General features: G+C 70.5%; 14 protein-coding genes and 1 tRNA gene. 10 read left to right on the top strand and 5 right to left on the bottom strand.

Annotated elements, in window-relative coordinates; all coding sequences use genetic code 11:
• Positions 1–140: 140 nt before the first annotated feature.
• Positions 141–1,418: an ATP-binding protein gene (locus ACIPWY_RS17585; RefSeq protein ID WP_362898199.1), complete on the top strand. Its 1,278-nt coding sequence runs from the start codon at positions 141–143 to the stop codon at positions 1,416–1,418.
• Positions 1,415–2,095 (top strand): response regulator transcription factor, encoded by a 681-nt coding sequence (locus ACIPWY_RS17580; RefSeq protein ID WP_111665435.1) that lies wholly within the window; start codon positions 1,415–1,417, stop codon positions 2,093–2,095. The genes ACIPWY_RS17585 and ACIPWY_RS17580 overlap by 4 nt, the downstream gene beginning before the upstream one ends.
• Positions 2,096–2,246: 151 nt before the next feature.
• Here the strand turns inward: ACIPWY_RS17580 and ACIPWY_RS17575 are convergent, their stop codons facing one another.
• The gene (locus ACIPWY_RS17575) at positions 2,247–2,912 is read right to left on the bottom strand and encodes a DUF461 domain-containing protein (protein WP_362898197.1); all 666 of its coding nucleotides are present in this window, start codon (positions 2,910–2,912) and stop codon (positions 2,247–2,249) included.
• A 678-nt stretch (positions 2,913–3,590) separates the two neighbouring features.
• Between ACIPWY_RS17575 and ACIPWY_RS17570 the strand changes: the two genes are divergently transcribed.
• The 7 genes from ACIPWY_RS17570 to ACIPWY_RS17540 all read left to right on the top strand — a co-directional run bounded on the left by ACIPWY_RS17570 (position 3,591) and on the right by ACIPWY_RS17540 (position 10,383).
• Positions 3,591–4,073, top strand: a complete 483-nt coding sequence (locus tag ACIPWY_RS17570) for a CarD family transcriptional regulator (RefSeq protein ID WP_003953493.1) — start codon at positions 3,591–3,593, stop codon at positions 4,071–4,073.
• A 302-nt stretch (positions 4,074–4,375) separates the two neighbouring features.
• Positions 4,376–5,122: a 2-C-methyl-D-erythritol 4-phosphate cytidylyltransferase gene (gene ispD, locus ACIPWY_RS17565; RefSeq protein WP_362898195.1), complete on the top strand. Its 747-nt coding sequence runs from the start codon at positions 4,376–4,378 to the stop codon at positions 5,120–5,122.
• Positions 5,112–5,606 carry a 2-C-methyl-D-erythritol 2,4-cyclodiphosphate synthase gene (ispF, locus tag ACIPWY_RS17560; protein ID WP_362898193.1) on the top strand — a complete coding sequence of 165 codons (495 nt, stop codon included), beginning with the start codon at positions 5,112–5,114 and terminating at the stop codon, positions 5,604–5,606. Before ispD ends, ispF begins: the two co-directional genes overlap by 11 nt.
• A gap of 81 nt (positions 5,607–5,687) precedes the next feature.
• The gene (locus tag ACIPWY_RS17555; RefSeq protein WP_393701321.1) at positions 5,688–6,092 is read left to right on the top strand and encodes a PPOX class F420-dependent oxidoreductase; all 405 of its coding nucleotides are present in this window, start codon (positions 5,688–5,690) and stop codon (positions 6,090–6,092) included.
• A 111-nt stretch (positions 6,093–6,203) separates the two neighbouring features.
• Positions 6,204–7,604, top strand: a complete 1,401-nt coding sequence (cysS, locus tag ACIPWY_RS17550; RefSeq protein ID WP_362898189.1) for a cysteine--tRNA ligase — start codon at positions 6,204–6,206, stop codon at positions 7,602–7,604.
• 83 nt (positions 7,605–7,687) lie between these two features.
• The gene (gene rlmB / locus ACIPWY_RS17545) at positions 7,688–8,632 is read left to right on the top strand and encodes a 23S rRNA (guanosine(2251)-2'-O)-methyltransferase RlmB (RefSeq protein ID WP_383882059.1); all 945 of its coding nucleotides are present in this window, start codon (positions 7,688–7,690) and stop codon (positions 8,630–8,632) included.
• Between the two features lie 92 nt (positions 8,633–8,724).
• On the top strand, positions 8,725–10,383 hold the full coding sequence (locus ACIPWY_RS17540; protein ID WP_393701629.1) for a DoxX family membrane protein: 1,659 nt from the start codon (positions 8,725–8,727) through the stop codon (positions 10,381–10,383).
• A 118-nt stretch (positions 10,384–10,501) separates the two neighbouring features.
• Here ACIPWY_RS17540 and ACIPWY_RS17535 read toward each other — a convergent pair whose 3' ends face one another.
• The 3 genes from ACIPWY_RS17535 to ACIPWY_RS17525 all read right to left on the bottom strand — a co-directional run bounded on the left by ACIPWY_RS17535 (position 10,502) and on the right by ACIPWY_RS17525 (position 13,112).
• Positions 10,502–11,248 carry a nucleotidyltransferase family protein gene (locus ACIPWY_RS17535; protein WP_362898185.1) on the bottom strand — a complete coding sequence of 249 codons (747 nt, stop codon included), beginning with the start codon at positions 11,246–11,248 and terminating at the stop codon, positions 10,502–10,504.
• Between the two features lie 44 nt (positions 11,249–11,292).
• On the bottom strand, positions 11,293–11,748 hold the full coding sequence (locus ACIPWY_RS17530) for a hypothetical protein (RefSeq protein ID WP_362898183.1): 456 nt from the start codon (positions 11,746–11,748) through the stop codon (positions 11,293–11,295).
• Between the two features lie 224 nt (positions 11,749–11,972).
• Positions 11,973–13,112 (bottom strand): ABC transporter ATP-binding protein, encoded by a 1,140-nt coding sequence (locus tag ACIPWY_RS17525; protein ID WP_401533749.1) that lies wholly within the window; start codon positions 13,110–13,112, stop codon positions 11,973–11,975.
• Between the two features lie 220 nt (positions 13,113–13,332).
• On the opposite strand from ACIPWY_RS17525, the gene ACIPWY_RS17520 reads away from it, so the two are divergent.
• Positions 13,333–13,410, top strand: a tRNA-Thr gene (locus ACIPWY_RS17520).
• 189 nt (positions 13,411–13,599) lie between these two features.
• Here ACIPWY_RS17520 and ACIPWY_RS17515 read toward each other — a convergent pair.
• Entirely contained in the window at positions 13,600–14,841 is a 1,242-nt protein-coding gene (locus ACIPWY_RS17515) for a cytochrome P450 (RefSeq protein ID WP_362898179.1), read from the bottom strand.
• Between the last annotated feature and the right edge of the window lie 76 nt (positions 14,842–14,917).

Genomic DNA, 14,917 nt, shown 5'->3' with positions numbered 1-14,917 from the left:
CACGTTCGGCCCTGTACGCGTCCGTTTCCGTCACCCCAAATGAATCACCCCTGTATCCAAGGTGAACTCTGGGCGACGAGTGTTCGAGCTACCACTCGGACGGCTGTGGGCAGCCCTGACGAGGCGCATAACCTGGAGGCATGGACGTGAACGCGGCGGTCGCCGCAGCGGCAGCGATCGCCGGGGTGTGCACCGGGGTGATCGCCGTGCTGGCGTTTCGCTGGAGCGAACGCGACCAGAAACGACCCACCCGCACCTCCCTGCACACGGACCCGGTCCTTCCGCCCGGCGTCGACACCGTCCTCTCCGTACTGCGCTCCTCCGCCGTCGTCCTGGACGAGGCGGACAGCGTGGTCAAGGCAAGCTCGGCGGCATACGCCCTCGGCCTGGTCAGGGGCGGCAAGCTGGCCGTGGAGCCGATGCTCCTCATGGCCAGGGACACCCGCCGTGACGGAGAGATACGACAGGTCGAGCTGGACCTGCCCCGCCGCGGCACCGGCCGCGGGGACGCCCTCGCGGTCTCCGCACGGGTGGCCCCCCTCGGCTCCCGCCTGGTCCTGCTCCTCGTGGAGGACCTGACGGAGGCCCGCCGCATCGAGGCGGTCCGCCGCGACTTCGTGGCGAACGTCAGCCACGAGCTGAAGACTCCGGTCGGCGCGCTCAGCCTCCTCTCCGAGGCGGTCATGGACGCGTCGGACGACCCGGAGGCGGTGGAGCGCTTCGCAGGCAGGATGCAGATCGAGGCGACCCGCCTGACCAACCTCGTCCAGGAGCTCATCGACCTGTCCCGGGTGCAGAACGACGACCCGCTGGAGGACGCCGAGCCGGTCCGCGTCGACGAACTCGTCGCCGAGGCGATCGACCGCTGCCGCCATCAGGCCGGCACGAAGCAGATCACCATGGCCGCGGGAGGCACCGCGGACCTCCAGATCTGGGGCAACCGCGGCCAGCTCGCCGCGGCTCTCGGCAACCTCGTCGAGAACGCCGTCAACTACAGCCCGGCCCGAACCCGCGTGGGCATAGCCGCGCGCCGGGTCAGCGCACCCGGCGGAGACCTCATAGAAGTGGCGGTCACCGACCAGGGGCTCGGCATCTCCGACAAGGACAAGGAGCGCATCTTCGAGCGCTTCTACCGCGTCGACCCGGCCCGCTCCCGGGCCACCGGCGGCACTGGCCTCGGTCTCGCCATCGTCAAGCATGTGGCGGCCTCGCACGGCGGGGAAGTCACCGTGTGGAGCTCCGAAGGCCAGGGCTCCACGTTCACCCTGCGGCTGCCGGAGGCAGGCGCGACCCGCGACCGCGGCCCAGGACACGTAGGCGGCGACGCATACGGACACCACGACGGCAGCGACGCCGCCGGGCCCGACGAGACAACCGCATACGATCCCATTCCTGCCGCCCCGGAGGTCCTTCCGTGACCCGAGTGCTCGTCGTCGAGGACGAGGAATCCTTCTCCGACGCCCTGTCGTACATGCTCCGCAAGGAGGGTTTCGAGGTCGCCATCGCGGCCACCGGACCCGACGGACTCGACGAGTTCGAGCGCAACGGCGCCGACCTCGTCCTGCTCGACCTGATGCTGCCGGGCCTGCCCGGCACCGAGGTCTGCCGCCAGCTGCGCGGCCGTTCCAACGTCCCGGTCATCATGGTGACCGCCAAGGACAGCGAGATCGACAAGGTCGTGGGCCTCGAGATAGGAGCCGACGACTACGTCACCAAGCCCTTCTCGTCCCGCGAGCTGGTCGCCCGCATCCGCGCGGTCCTGCGCCGCAGGGGGGAGCCCGAGGAGGTCACCCCGCAGGCCCTGGAGGCCGGCCCGGTCCGCATGGACGTGGACCGCCACGTCGTCACGGTCTCCGGCTCCAAGGTCGACCTGCCCCTCAAGGAGTTCGACCTCCTCGAAATGCTCCTGCGCAACGCGGGCCGCGTCCTGACCCGCATGCAGCTGATCGACCGCGTGTGGGGCGCGGACTACGTGGGCGACACCAAGACCCTCGACGTCCACGTCAAGCGCCTGCGCGCCAAGATCGAGCCGGACCCGGGAGCCCCGCGCTACCTGGTGACGGTGCGTGGCCTGGGTTACAAGTTCGAGCCGTAGACAACCCGGGCCCGGAGCGTCCGGACGGAGTCCGGCACAGCGTCTGTTCGAGCCCTGAGCGGCCGGGTCACGGCGGTGACCCAGTCACGGAACGCCGAAGGGCGGGACTCCCACCGGGGGTCCCGCCCTTCGCCATTGCATACGTACGTGATCAGTGCTCGGAGGCGTTCTCCGAGGCGGTCGAGCCGGCGGCCGGGCTGCCCGAGGAGGACTCGGACGGAGAGCCGGACGGGGTGGCCGACCCGGAGGGCGTCGCGGAGCCGGAAGCGGACTCCGACGGCTCCGTGCTCGGCACGGCCGGGATCTCGCTCGGGCCCCACTTCTTGAAGTAGCTCTCGGCCGGCACGACGAACGACTGGATCTTGACGGCGCCCGTGGTGCTGAACGTGAAGGTCAGCGCCCGCACGTCACCGTCGAGGTCGGCGGTGCGGCTGTTGGGCAGCTGCGCGGACGCGTTGCCCTCCCCGCCGAGCACGAGGGAGCCGCCGGCCGGGATCTTCACAGTCTTCTTGCCGTCGGCGTCCGACAGCTCGGCCTTCTTGCCGACGCCGTCGAGGACGATCGAGTCGAGGGTCTGGGCCTTGGAGCCGTTGTTGAAGAGCGTCGCGGTCACGACGGCCGGACCCGTGGACTTCAGGTCGGGCTGCGTGATCACGGTGGCGTTCTGGATCCGGATGTCCCCGACGGAGGTCTCCGCGTTGTCGGGCTTGACCTCCAACGTCTGGGCGTTGTTTCCGGCGCCGCACGCGGCGAGCGAGGCGATCGAGAACGCGAGGGCGGCGGCGGCGAGGGCGCCGCGTCGAAGGCTGCTGCTCACGGCGGCGGCAACTCCTAGAACGTGGGCGGTAAGGGTCTGGACGCCCTGGACGGGTGTAAAGCCGCCCTAAGGGTCTGTCAGCGGGCTTAGGTTACCGAGCCGTTCACGCGCCGCTGCACCCGACCCGCCCCTAGGGAGTTTTGGATGGATCTCGGCCCCGGCCGATCCCCCGCTCCGATCGGCCCGAGCGCCACCCGCCCCACCCGTGATCACACCCCCACCGGTCCCTCCTCAGCCACTCCCACCTCACCAAACGCGACAGGTCACATTGGCCTCCCGTTCACCATTCACATAAGTGCCACGGGAGCGTCGCTGCGGATTTCCGGTAAGGAATGCATGGCGGTACGGAAAATTGATCACCCGCCACGGTGATCAATTCTGGATTCGGGTCGCACGCGCCTCCGAGTCACCGAACGGAGTAGCGGAAGTTCAGCGCTTCGAACCACGCAAAACGGGACGTTCAACCCCCTGCGGACCCTTGCGGGTAGGTGTAACGTGCGCGTTTCTTCTCCGCCGAAGAGCCGCTCCGACCTGCGGATACCCCTCTGTGCGGGCCCTCCGCAGCACGTTCCGGTTGTGGTTGTCAAGCCCCGAGATATGCCCTGACCTGCGAAAACGCCATTCAGAAGACGCCGTTTCCGTGTTACCCTGGATAGCCACGGAAGGGGTACCTGTCACATGACGTTCAAGGTTGGCGACACCGTGGTCTATCCCCATCACGGGGCCGCGCTGATCGAGGCTATCGAAACTCGCCAGATCAAAGGCGTGGACAAGACCTACTTGGTGCTGAAGGTCGCGCAGGGTGACCTGACGGTGCGTGTGCCAGCGGACAATGCGGAGTTCGTCGGCGTACGTGATGTGGTCGGTCAGGACGGTCTCGACCGGGTCTTCGAGGTGCTTCGCGCGCCGTACGCCGAAGAGCCCACGAACTGGTCGCGCCGTTACAAGGCAAATCTCGAGAAGCTCGCCTCCGGCGATGTCATCAAGGTCGCGGAAGTTGTCCGTGACCTGTGGCGTCGGGAGCGTGAGCGCGGACTGTCCGCAGGTGAGAAGCGCATGCTCGCCAAGGCACGGCAGATCCTGGTGAGCGAGCTCGCGCTCGCGGAGAACACGAACGAGGACAAGGCCGAGGCCCTGCTCGACGAGGTTCTCGCGTCCTGAAGCGTGCCCTGACCGGCACGCGGCTGCGACAAGAAGTCCCGGGCGAGAGCCCAGGCGCATGAATAATGCCGCGGTGCCCGCTGACCCTGATGGTGTCGCCGGGCGCTGCGGCATGTTCGTACCCGCACTCTGTGCCTACTCGGTGCCTCTTGTGGTGCGCACCCGCCTGACCCGCCTGGCGTGCCGGGCCCGGGCAGCTGGCTCGACCAGATGTCACGGAAGGGGTCCGGTCAAGGCGTCGCGCCCGGCACTGGTGTTGGCCATACCCACCTCGGTCGAGCACACAAACCTGAACGGAAGCGATGTCTGACGAAACGCGGCCCTCGCGCACCGCGGCCGTGATTCCGGCCGCCGGCCGGGGCGTACGCCTCGGCCCCGGCGCCCCCAAAGCGCTCCGCGCGCTCAACGGCACCCCGATGCTCATCCACGCCGTCCGGGCGATGGCCGCCTCGCGGTCCGTCTCCCTCGTCGTCGTGGTCGCCCCGCCCGACGAGGCCTCCGCCGCCGAGGTGAAGACCCTCCTCGCCGACCACGCGCTGCCCGAGAGGACCGACTTCGTCGTCGTCCCCGGCGGCGAGAGCCGCCAGGAGTCCGTGAAGCTCGGCCTCGACGCCCTGCCGCCCGGCATCGACGTCGTCCTCGTCCACGACGCGGCCCGCCCCCTGGTCCCCGTCGACACGGTCGACGCGGTCATCGAGGCCGTACGCGAAGGCGCCCCCGCCGTCGTTCCCGCGCTGCCCCTCGCCGACACCGTCAAGCAGGTCGAGGAGTCCCGCGCCGACGGCGGACCGGAGCTCGTCGTCGCGACGCCCGAGCGGGCCCGGCTGCGCGCCGTGCAGACCCCGCAGGGCTTCGACCGCGGCACGCTCGTGCGCGCCCACGAGACCGTCACGGACAACGTCACGGACGACGCGAGCATGGTCGAGCAGCTCGGTGAACCCGTCGTCGTCGTGCCCGGACACGAGGAGGCCTTCAAGGTGACCCGCCCCCTCGACCTCGTGCTCGCCGAAGCCGTCCTCGCCCGCAGGAGGGCCAACGATGGGTTCTGAGATGCCGGTCATCCCCCTCGTCGGTGTCGGGACCGACATCCACGCCTTCGAAGAGGGCCGTGAGCTGTGGTGCGCCGGACTGAAGTGGGAGGGCGAGGGCTCCGGCCTCGCCGGGCACTCCGACGCCGACGTCGTCGCGCACGCCGCGTGCAACGCGCTGTTCTCCGCCGCCGGGCTCGGTGACCTCGGCGCCCACTTCGGCACCGGCCGCCCCGAGTGGTCCGGCGCCTCCGGGCTCACCCTGCTCACCGAGGCCGCCCGCATCGTGCGCGAGGCGGGCTTCACCATCGGCAACGTCGCCGTACAGGTCATCGGCCCCCGGCCGAAGATCGGGAAACGGCGCGAGGAGGCGCAGAAGGTGCTGTCGGACGCGGCCGGCGCCCCTGTCTCCGTCTCCGGTGCCACCACCGACGGCCTGGGTTTCCCGGGACGCGGCGACGGACTCGCGGCCATCGCCACGGCACTGGTCGTCAGGACGGGCTGAAATACCGCTCCTGGGGCGGATGTTGGCGCAGTATCGGGTACTCGGGTACTCGTACCGGCATCCCCCAAGGAGTGAGGCTCCATGACCGCCCAGCTGTCCGACGACCTCAAGGCGCTGCTCGACACCCCGGTCTTCATCACGGTCGCCACCATCCAGCCCGACGGGAGCCCGCAGGTGTCGCCTGTCTGGGTGAAGCGGGACGGGGACGACGTGCTGTTCTCCACGACCGTCGGCCGGCGCAAGGAGAAGAACCTGCGCCGCGACTCCCGGGTCACCGTCGTCGTGCAGCCCACCGACAACCCCTACACGTACGCCGAGATCCGCGGCACCGCCGACCTCACCACCGAGGGCGGCCAGGAGCTCATCGACGAGCTGTCGCTCAAGTACACGGGCAAGAAGTACGCGGAGTTCAACCCGGGCTCCGCCGACGACGCCGAGCGCGTCGTCGTGCGGATCACCCCCCGCAAGGTCGTCGGCGGGATCTGAACGGCGGGCCGACAGCGCACAGAGGCCTGACGCACGTCACAACGTCACGGTTGCGCCCCGTGTCCCCCAAGGGGTCGCGGGGCACTGCCTCGGGGCCACTACCCTGGGGGAGTGACTATTCGCCTGCACGACACCAGCGCCCGGAAGATCCGTGACTTCGTCCCGCTGACACCGGGTTGTGTCTCGATCTACCTCTGTGGCGCGACCGTGCAGGCCGCTCCGCACATCGGGCACATCAGGTCCGGCCTCAACTTCGACATCATGCGCCGCTGGTTCACGTACCGCGGCTACGAAGTGACGTTCGTGCGGAACGTCACCGACATCGACGACAAGATCATCAAGAAGGCCGCCGAACAGGGCAGGCCCTGGTGGTCGATCGGGTACGAGAACGAGCGCGCGTTCAACGACGGCTACAGCGCCCTCGGCTGCCTGCCGCCCACCTACGAGCCGCGCGCCACCGGTCATGTCACCGAGATGGTCGAGATGATGCGCGGCCTCATCGAGCGCGGACACGCCTACGAGGCGGACGGGAACGTCTACTTCGACGTGCGCTCCTTCCCCGGCTACCTGGAGCTGTCGAACCAGGACCTCGACGAGCTGCGCCAGCCGTCCGGCGACGGCGAGACCGGCAAGCGCGACCCGCGCGACTTCGCCATGTGGAAGGCCGCCAAGCCCGGGGAGCCCAGCTGGGAGACCCCGTGGGGCCGCGGCCGGCCCGGCTGGCACCTGGAGTGCTCGGCGATGGCCCACAAGTACCTGGGTACCGCCTTCGACATCCACGGCGGTGGCATCGACCTGATCTTCCCGCACCACGAGAACGAGATCGCCCAGGCCAAGGCCTTCGGCGACGAGTTCGCCAAGTACTGGGTGCACAACTCGTGGGTCACCATGAGCGGCGAGAAGATGTCGAAGTCCCTGGGCAATTCGGTCCTCGTGTCCGAGATGGTCAAGGACTGGCGCCCGATCGTGCTGCGCTACTACCTCGGCACCCCGCACTACCGCTCGACCATCGAGTACAGCGAGGAGGCCCTGCGCGACGCCGAGTCCGCGTTCGCGCGGATCGAGGGCTTCGTGCAGCGCGTCGTCGAGAAGGCCGGGGGCGTCGTCGCCCCCGCCGACGAGGTGCCGCCCGCCTTCGCCGAGGCCATGGACGACGACCTGAGCGTGCCGCAGGCGCTCGCGATCATCCACACCGCCGTCCGCCAGGGCAACAGCGCCCTCGCCGCCGACGACAAGGAAGCCGCCGTCGCCCGCCTCGCCGAGGTGCGCGCGATGCTCGGCGTCCTCGGCCTGGACCCGCTCGACCCGCACTGGGCCGGCGAGACCGACCGCGGCGAGGACCTGCACGGCGCCGTCGACACCCTGGTACGGCTCGTCCTGGAGCAGCGCGAGTCCGCCCGCGCCCGCAAGGACTGGGCCACCGCCGACGCCATCCGCGACCAGCTCGGCCAGTCCGGGCTCGTCATCGAGGACAGCCCGACCGGGCCGCGCTGGACGCTCGGCCCGCGCTAGACCTGCGCGAATGTGCCGCTCGGGCCTCCGGGCGGCACACTTCATGTACGTACGCACATACGCATCACACAGACAGGTAGATCATGGCCGCGAACAACCGCCGCATGTCCGGCAAGAAGGGCGCGCAGGTCGGCAGTGGCGGCCAGCGACGCCGGGGACTCGAAGGCAAGGGTCCGACGCCGCCCGCCGAGGCGCGCAAGGGACACAAGAAGAACCGCATCGCGGGCGCCAAGGCCAAGCAGGCCACCCGCCGCCCCGCGACGCTGAAGAGCCGTGGCGGCAAGGGCACGTCCGAGATGGTCGTCGGACGCAACTCCGTCGTCGAGGCGCTGCGCGAGGGCGTGCCCGCCTCGATGCTCTACGTCCAGCAGTTCATCGACAACGACGAGCGGGTGCGCGAGGCGCTCCAGCTCGCCGGTGAGCGCGGCGGCATCCACCTGATGGAGGCCCCCCGCCCCGAGCTGGACCGCATGACGAACGGCCTCAACCACCAGGGCCTCGTCCTCCAGGTCCCGCCGTACGAGTACGCGCACCCGGAGGACCTCGCCGCCGGCGCGTACGACCAGGGTGAGGACCCGCTGATCGTCGCCCTGGACGGTGTCACCGACCCCAGGAACCTGGGCGCCGTCGTGCGTTCCGTCTCCGCGTTCGGCGGCCACGGCGTCGTCGTGCCCGAGCGGCGCGCCGCCGGCATGACCGCCGGTGCCTGGAAGACGTCCGCGGGCGCCGCGGCCCGTACGCCCGTCGCCCGCGCCACGAACCTGACGCGTGCCCTCGAGGGCTACAAGAAGGCGGGCATCGCCATCGTCGGTCTCGCGGCCGACGGCGAGCACACGGTCCATGACCTCGAAGCCCTCGGCGGGCCCGTCGTCATCGTCGTCGGCAGCGAGGGCAAGGGCCTGTCGCGCCTCGTCGGCGAGACCTGTGACTACCGCGTGCGGATCCCGATGCCGGGTGGCACCGAATCCCTCAACGCCGGTGTCGCGGCAGGCGTCGTCCTGTACGAGGCGGCCCGCCGCCGGTCCTGATCCAGGTGTCCGGGCCGCGATCTTGACGCGGTCCGGACATTTGCTCGCGGTCAAGGCAGTGTCCTAAACACACATCACTCGGTTAGATGAGTGTGGACACCAGAACACCCCGCACACCTACGGGGGACCGCTCGCCCGGATTCGGCCCTGGATTCGATTCCGGATTCGACGACGGTCCCGCGCTGAGCATGGTGAAGGTGCCGTGCGATCCCGCGCAGGTCGTCGTCAATCACGCGAGTTTCCGCGTGCAGCTCCCCCGGGCGCAGCAGACGCAGTCCCCCCGCATCGCCCGGCACCTGGGCCCGCAGGAGCAGACCGCCCGCATCCCCGTCGTCGGCGCCGCCGCCGCGCGCCGCCGCGCCCCCGTCGTCTGGAGCGGCCGGTCCGCGCCCGGCGACCCCGGGGCCACCGGCCTCCTGCAGGCGGCCCGCAGAGCAGGCGAAAGCACGCTGCCCCGCCGCGACTTCGAGGGCGGGGACGGCGGCGCCACCCAGGTCATCCCGCGCATCGACCTCGACAGCGGCTTCAGGGACGACGCCACCGGCGAACTGCCCACGGTCACCGCACAGGGCACCCGCCTCCTCCCGAAGATGCGCCAGTCCGGCAGCGCCTTCGAAGAGCCCCCGTACGAGGAACCCCCGTACTACGACGGTGAGTTCACCGACGACGAGCACGACGACGGGGAGGAGCGCAACGCCTCCCGGCGGCACGGTGCCGACCCGGTGCGGCACGCGTACTACCCCGGCCGCCGGATGAACCTCGGCGTCGTCCTCCTCCCGCTGCGCGTCTTCCTCGGCTTCATCTCCATGTACGCCGGCATGGGCAAGCTCTGCGACCCCGTCTACTTCGACGGCGGCGACCGTGGCTCCATGGTCAAGTGGCTCAACTCGCTGCACCCGTGGGCCCTCGCCGAACCCCTGCGCGACTTCGCTCTCCAGCACCCCGTCGGCGCCGGGCTGTGCATCGCCTTCCTCCAGGTCGTCGTCGGCGTGCTCACTGTGCTCGGCCTCTGGCAGCGCGTCGCGGCCGTCTTCGGCGTACTGCTCTCGGCCGCCCTCATCGTCACCGTCAGCTGGAAGACGGTGCCCGCCTACGACGCGCCCGACATCATCTATCTGGCCGCCTGGTCCCCGCTGATCATCGCGGGCGCGCCCGTCTACTCCATCGACGGACGCCTCGCGGGCGGCGCCTGGCGCCGGCTCGGCCCGCGCGCCGAACTGTGGGAGCTGCGGCGGTACGTGCTGCGTCGCGGCACCGTCGTGACGACCGTCGTCGTCGGCCTGACCCTGCTCATCGGCTCGCTGCTCGGCGGCGCCGTGCGCGACGCGAGCCGCGTCACCGCCCCGGGTCCCGGCGAGGCCCCGCGCAACGAGCTGCCCGGCTCCCCGCTCCCGTCGGAGCCCGGCCGCAAGCAGCACCGCTCGCAGAGCCCGTCGGCGTCCAACACGCCTACGCAGGGCGCCACTTCGGCGGAGCCGTCCGGCGCGGCGAGCTCGCCGGGGTCCGCCCCCGCGACGGGCACCGCTGGCGGCTCGGGCCGGCCCAGCCAGACACAGGGCACCGGCCAGGCGCCCCCGCAGTCGGCCCCGCCGGCCCAGCAGCAGCCCCCGGCGTCCAGCAGCGGGCCCGCCTCCAGCGGCGGTACGGGTACGGGCGGCGGCGACGGCACCGGTGGCGGCACCGGCGGTTCCGGCGGTTCCGGCGGCGGGGACAAGCCGGGGGGCCTCCTCGGCGGAGTGCTCGGCGGCTGACCGCGTCTCGTAGAAAGCTGAAGGGGCCCGCACACCTGGTGTGCGGGCCCCTTACTGCTGGAGGGAGTGGACGGAGACGGCCGGGCTCAACGCCTCAACGCCTCAACCCCTCAACCCCTCAACGCCCCAGCGCGGCAAGCTCCTTGGCCGCCTCGGTGAGGTCCTTCGCCGTGTCGATGGCCCTCCAGTACGCGCCCTGCGGGATCGGGAAGCCGGCCAGGCGCTTCGCGCGGGCCAGGCGGGGGAACGTGGTGCGCTCGTGGTCTCCGCGGTCCGGGAGCAGGCCCGTGAAGCCGGGGGAGAAGACGTAGACGCCCGCGTTGATCAGATACGGGGACGGCGGGGCCTCGATGAAGTCCGTGATGTGGCCGAACGCGTCGGTCTCCACGGCGCCCCACGGGATGCGGGGGCGGGCCAGGGCGAGGGTGGCGGTGGCGTCGCGCTCGGCGTGGAAGTCCGCCATCTCGCGCAGCGAGAACCGGGTCCAGATGTCGCCGTTCGTCGCGTACCAGGGGCGGTCGGGGTGCGGCAGGTGCGCGGCGGCGTACTTGAGGCCGCCGCCACGGCCGAGGGGTTCCTTCTCGACCACCGTGGTGACGCGCAGGGGGAGTTCGGCGCCGTCGAGCCACTCCTGGAGCACCTCGGCGAGATGCCCGCAGGAGACGACGGCGTCCGTCACGCCCTCTTCGGCGAGCCAGGCAAGCTGATGGCCGATGATCGGGGTCCCGGTGCCGGGGATCTCGACCATCGGCTTGGGCCGGTCGTCGGTATAGGGCCGCAGGCGCGAGCCCTGGCCGCCGGCCAGGACGACGGCCTGTGTGGGGTGGTGCTGGCTGTGCGGGTCCGGGGCCTGGGCGCTCGTCATGCCCGCACTGTACGTCGGCCCCTTCCCGGCCGGCTGTGAGGGCGTCAGCCGCGCGCTGCCGTGGCGACGCCCGTGGCGAACGCGGTGTCGCAGACGGGGCGGGCGAAGGACTGGGCCCGCGAGGGACCGTAGGCCTGCACGGCGGCACGGCCCAGGGCGCGGGCGATGTTGACGCAGTGCTTGGCGAGGGACGGCCGCTCGTGCATCTCCTGCTGGAGGTGGGTGAGCGCGATACCGGGGTCCTTGTCCTGGAGCTCGAGCAGCAGCTTGTCGCGCAGGACGTCCTGGGGGGCGCGCGACTTGGCGCGTGCGGAGACGTTCTGCGAGGAAGCGGTGAGGATCGAGTCCGGTGAACTGCCGGACCAGTTCACTCGGGTGACCGCGAGTGTGCCGGAGAGCACCAGCATCACCGGCAGGACGAGAGCGAGGGTGCGGCCGATGCGGCGGGCGGGGCCCCGGCCTCGGCGCGGCTTCTGGGTGTAGTTGGCGGAGTGCGTCACGCGAGTGAGCGTAGCGGTCGGTGATGATTTGGCGACATTTAGTCACTCGGTCGAGGGATGGGTAATCCGGTTTTGATTCATGCGTGTTGACGCACGGGGTGCGAAATGACCGGTGTGCCGGGGTATTTGTCGACAACGTGGCGTGTGCTTCGGTGGGGGAACGGCCTGGAACGCGAGGAGCCCCGCACCGAAGTGCGGGGCTCCACAGCGGAACTGGCGGGGTGTCAGTCGGTGAGGCGCTCACCGGTCGACGAGGAGAAGACGTGGGTCTCGCCCGGACGGGGCACGACGTGGAGCTGGGTGCCCTTTTCGGGGACCTGGCGGCCGTTGACCCGGACGACGAGGTCCTTGGCCTCGCCACCGACCTGCGCGGTGCCGTAGACGTAGCCGTCGGCGCCGAGTTCCTCGACGACGTTCACCGAGACGGCGAGGCCGGCGGGGGAGTCCTCGGTGTCCTTGGAGAGGGACTTCGCCGCCTCGCCGCCGCCCGCCTCGACGATGTCGAAGTGCTCCGGGCGGACGCCGACCGTGACGGTGCGGTCGCCGGCGTCGGAGGCGGCCTTCAGCGCCTCGCGGTTCACCGGGACGACCGAGTTGCCGAACTTCACGCCGCCGTCGGTGATCGGGACCTCGACCAGGTTCATGGCGGGGGAGCCGATGAAGCCGGCGACGAAGAGGTTGGCCGGGCGGTCGTACATGTTGCGCGGCGAGTCGACCTGCTGGAGCAGACCGTCCTTGAGGACCGCCACGCGGTCGCCCATGGTCATGGCCTCGACCTGGTCGTGCGTGACGTAGACCGTGGTGATGCCGAGGCGGCGCTGGAGCGAGGCGATCTGCGTACGGGTCGAGACGCGGAGCTTGGCGTCGAGGTTCGACAGCGGCTCGTCCATGAGGAAGACCTGGGGCTCACGCACGATGGCGCGGCCCATCGCGACGCGCTGGCGCTGGCCGCCGGAGAGGGCCTTCGGCTTGCGGTCCAGGTAGTCCGTGAGGTCGAGGATCTTCGCGGCCTCTTCGACCTTCTGGCGGATCTCGGCCTTGTTGACGCCGGCGATCTTGAGCGCGAAGCCCATGTTGTCGGCGACCGACATGTGCGGGTAGAGCGCGTAGTTCTGGAACACCATGGCGATGTCCCGGTCCTTGGGCGGCAGGTGGGTCACGTCGCGGTCACCGATGCGGATCGCTCCGCCGTTCACGTCCTCGAGACCCGCGAGCATGCGCAGGGAGGTCGACTTGCCGCAGCCGGACGGGCCGACGAGGACGAGGAACTCGCCGTCCTCGATCTCGATCTCCAGGCCGTCGACGGCCGGCTTGGTGGAGCCCGGGTAGATCCGGGTCGCCTTGTCGAACGAAACAGTTGCCATGGCTGTGAAGCCCCCTTCACCGGCAGGAACGTGCCGGACGATCCGAGTAAAGGTGGTGCGCCACCGCAGCCGTTTGCCGCAGTGGTGTAGTCCACAAGGGTGAACTGTTTCTGGACGGTACCCGTCCGGTGCCGGGTCTGTCAGTAGCCGGAGCGCAGTGACCTTCGACGAAATATTCGACGGGGCGCCGTCCGCCGTTGGTTACACTGATCGGGCTGCTGCCTCCTTAGCTCAGTCCGGCCAGAGCAACGCACTTGTAATGCGTAGGTCGTCGGTTCGAATCCGACAGGGGGCTCCATCGGAAACCCCAGCTCAGACATCGTCTGAGCTGGGGTTTCTTGGTTGACCGGATGCGGCGGCGGGCGCGGGCCGCGCGGCGGTCGGTGGTCTCGGTTGCGGTCTCGGACGGAGGCCGAGTTCCTGCAACTTCCGCCTGGGGAGTGGGTATTGGTCGACGCCTTCGGTCAGTGAGCCGGATCAGGCCGCATCAGGCCGGAGTGGTTCGGTGCGGGGCGTCGGGGGTGAAGGTGACGGGCAGGTGTTCGGGGCCGCGCAGGGCGCTGGGCCTCCAGCGCAGCTCGCCGGGCGGCACGGCCAGGGTGAGGCCGGGGAGCCGGCGCAGGGCGGTGCCGATGGCGACCTGACCCTCCAGCCGGGCCAGCGGCGCCCCCAGGCAGTAGTGGATGCCGTGCCCGAACGCGAGGTGGGCGTTGTCCCGGCGGGTGGTGTCCAGGCGGTCGGGGTCGGGGAACTGCGCCGGATCGCGGTCGGCGATGGCGGTGGCGATGAGCACGGTCCCGCCGCGTGGGATGGTCACGCCCGCGATGGTGAGGTCCTCGCGCGCGAAGCGGGCGATGCCGGGGTTGACCGGTCCGTCGTAGCGGAGGAACTCCTCGATCGCGTCCGGTAGCAGCGCCGGATCGTCCCGCAGCGTCCGCAGCTGGTCGGGGTGCGCGAGCAGCGCGGCGATGCCGCCGCCGATCAGGTTGACCGTGGTGATGTATCCGGCCACCAGCAGCAGGAACGACATGGCGATCAGCTCGTCCTCGTCCAGCTGCTGCTCCTCGTCCCGGGCGGTGATCAGCGCGCTGAGCAGGTCGTCACGGGGCTGGGCCCGTTTGGTCCCCAGGAGCTTGGTCAGGTACGTGCGCATCTGCTGCCACGCCGCGTCCACCACGGCCGGGTCCGGTGGCTCGGGCCCCTGGAGGATCATGTCGTCGGTCCACCGCTGGAAGTCGTACCGGTCCGCCGTGGGTACGCCGAGCAGCTCGCTGATCACGGTGACCGGAAGCGGCAGCGCGAAGTCCGCGACGAGGTCGGCGCGGCCGGCCGGCACGACCGCGTCGAGCAGCTGGTCGGTGACGGCCTGGATGCGCGGCCGCAGCTCCGCCACCCTGCGCGCGGTGAACGCCTTCGAGACCAGGCGGCGCAGGCGCGTGTGGTCGGGCGGGTCGGAGCGGAGCATGGTGCGCAGCATGGATTCGCGCTCCGTGGAGGGCAGCCGCTGCATGAGCCTGGGGTCCGAGGCGTCGCGGATGTCGCTGCTCAGCCGCGGGTCGGACAGCGCCGCCAGGCCGTCCTCGTACCGTGTGACCAGCCAGGCTTCCAGGCCGCCGACGATGACGGCGCGCCGCACCGGTCCTTCCTCGCGCAGCTGCCGGTACAGCGGGAAGGGGTCCGCCACGAACGCCGGGTCGGCGTAGGGCAGAAGGACCGGCTGCTGACTCATCGTGCCTCCCGGAATGTGCCTCATGCGGTTATATGTCCCAGTGTGATCGATCCCCGGGATTTCACCGAAGGGAGCG

The organism is Streptomyces sp. NPDC090032, assembly GCF_044748025.1.
Classification (GTDB): domain Bacteria; phylum Actinomycetota; class Actinomycetes; order Streptomycetales; family Streptomycetaceae; genus Streptomyces.
This window is presented reverse-complemented; position numbering and strand designations above follow the sequence as displayed.

Excerpts from the sequence above, each read along its gene's own strand:
- ACIPWY_RS17585 (WP_362898199.1), top strand. The coding sequence starts at position 141 with ATGGACGTGAACGCGGCGGTCGCCGCAGCGGCAGCGATCGCCGGGGTG.
- ACIPWY_RS17570 (WP_003953493.1), top strand. The coding sequence starts at position 3,591 with ATGACGTTCAAGGTTGGCGACACCGTGGTCTATCCCCATCACGGGGCC.
- ispD (WP_362898195.1), top strand. The coding sequence starts at position 4,376 with ATGTCTGACGAAACGCGGCCCTCGCGCACCGCGGCCGTGATTCCGGCC.
- ispF (WP_362898193.1), top strand. The coding sequence starts at position 5,112 with ATGGGTTCTGAGATGCCGGTCATCCCCCTCGTCGGTGTCGGGACCGAC.
- ACIPWY_RS17555 (WP_393701321.1), top strand. The coding sequence starts at position 5,688 with ATGACCGCCCAGCTGTCCGACGACCTCAAGGCGCTGCTCGACACCCCG.
- rlmB (WP_383882059.1), top strand. The coding sequence starts at position 7,688 with ATGGCCGCGAACAACCGCCGCATGTCCGGCAAGAAGGGCGCGCAGGTC.
- ACIPWY_RS17535 (WP_362898185.1), bottom strand. The coding sequence starts at position 11,248 with ATGACGAGCGCCCAGGCCCCGGACCCGCACAGCCAGCACCACCCCACA.
- ACIPWY_RS17525 (WP_401533749.1), bottom strand. The coding sequence starts at position 13,112 with ATGGCAACTGTTTCGTTCGACAAGGCGACCCGGATCTACCCGGGCTCC.
- ACIPWY_RS17515 (WP_362898179.1), bottom strand. The coding sequence starts at position 14,841 with ATGAGTCAGCAGCCGGTCCTTCTGCCCTACGCCGACCCGGCGTTCGTG.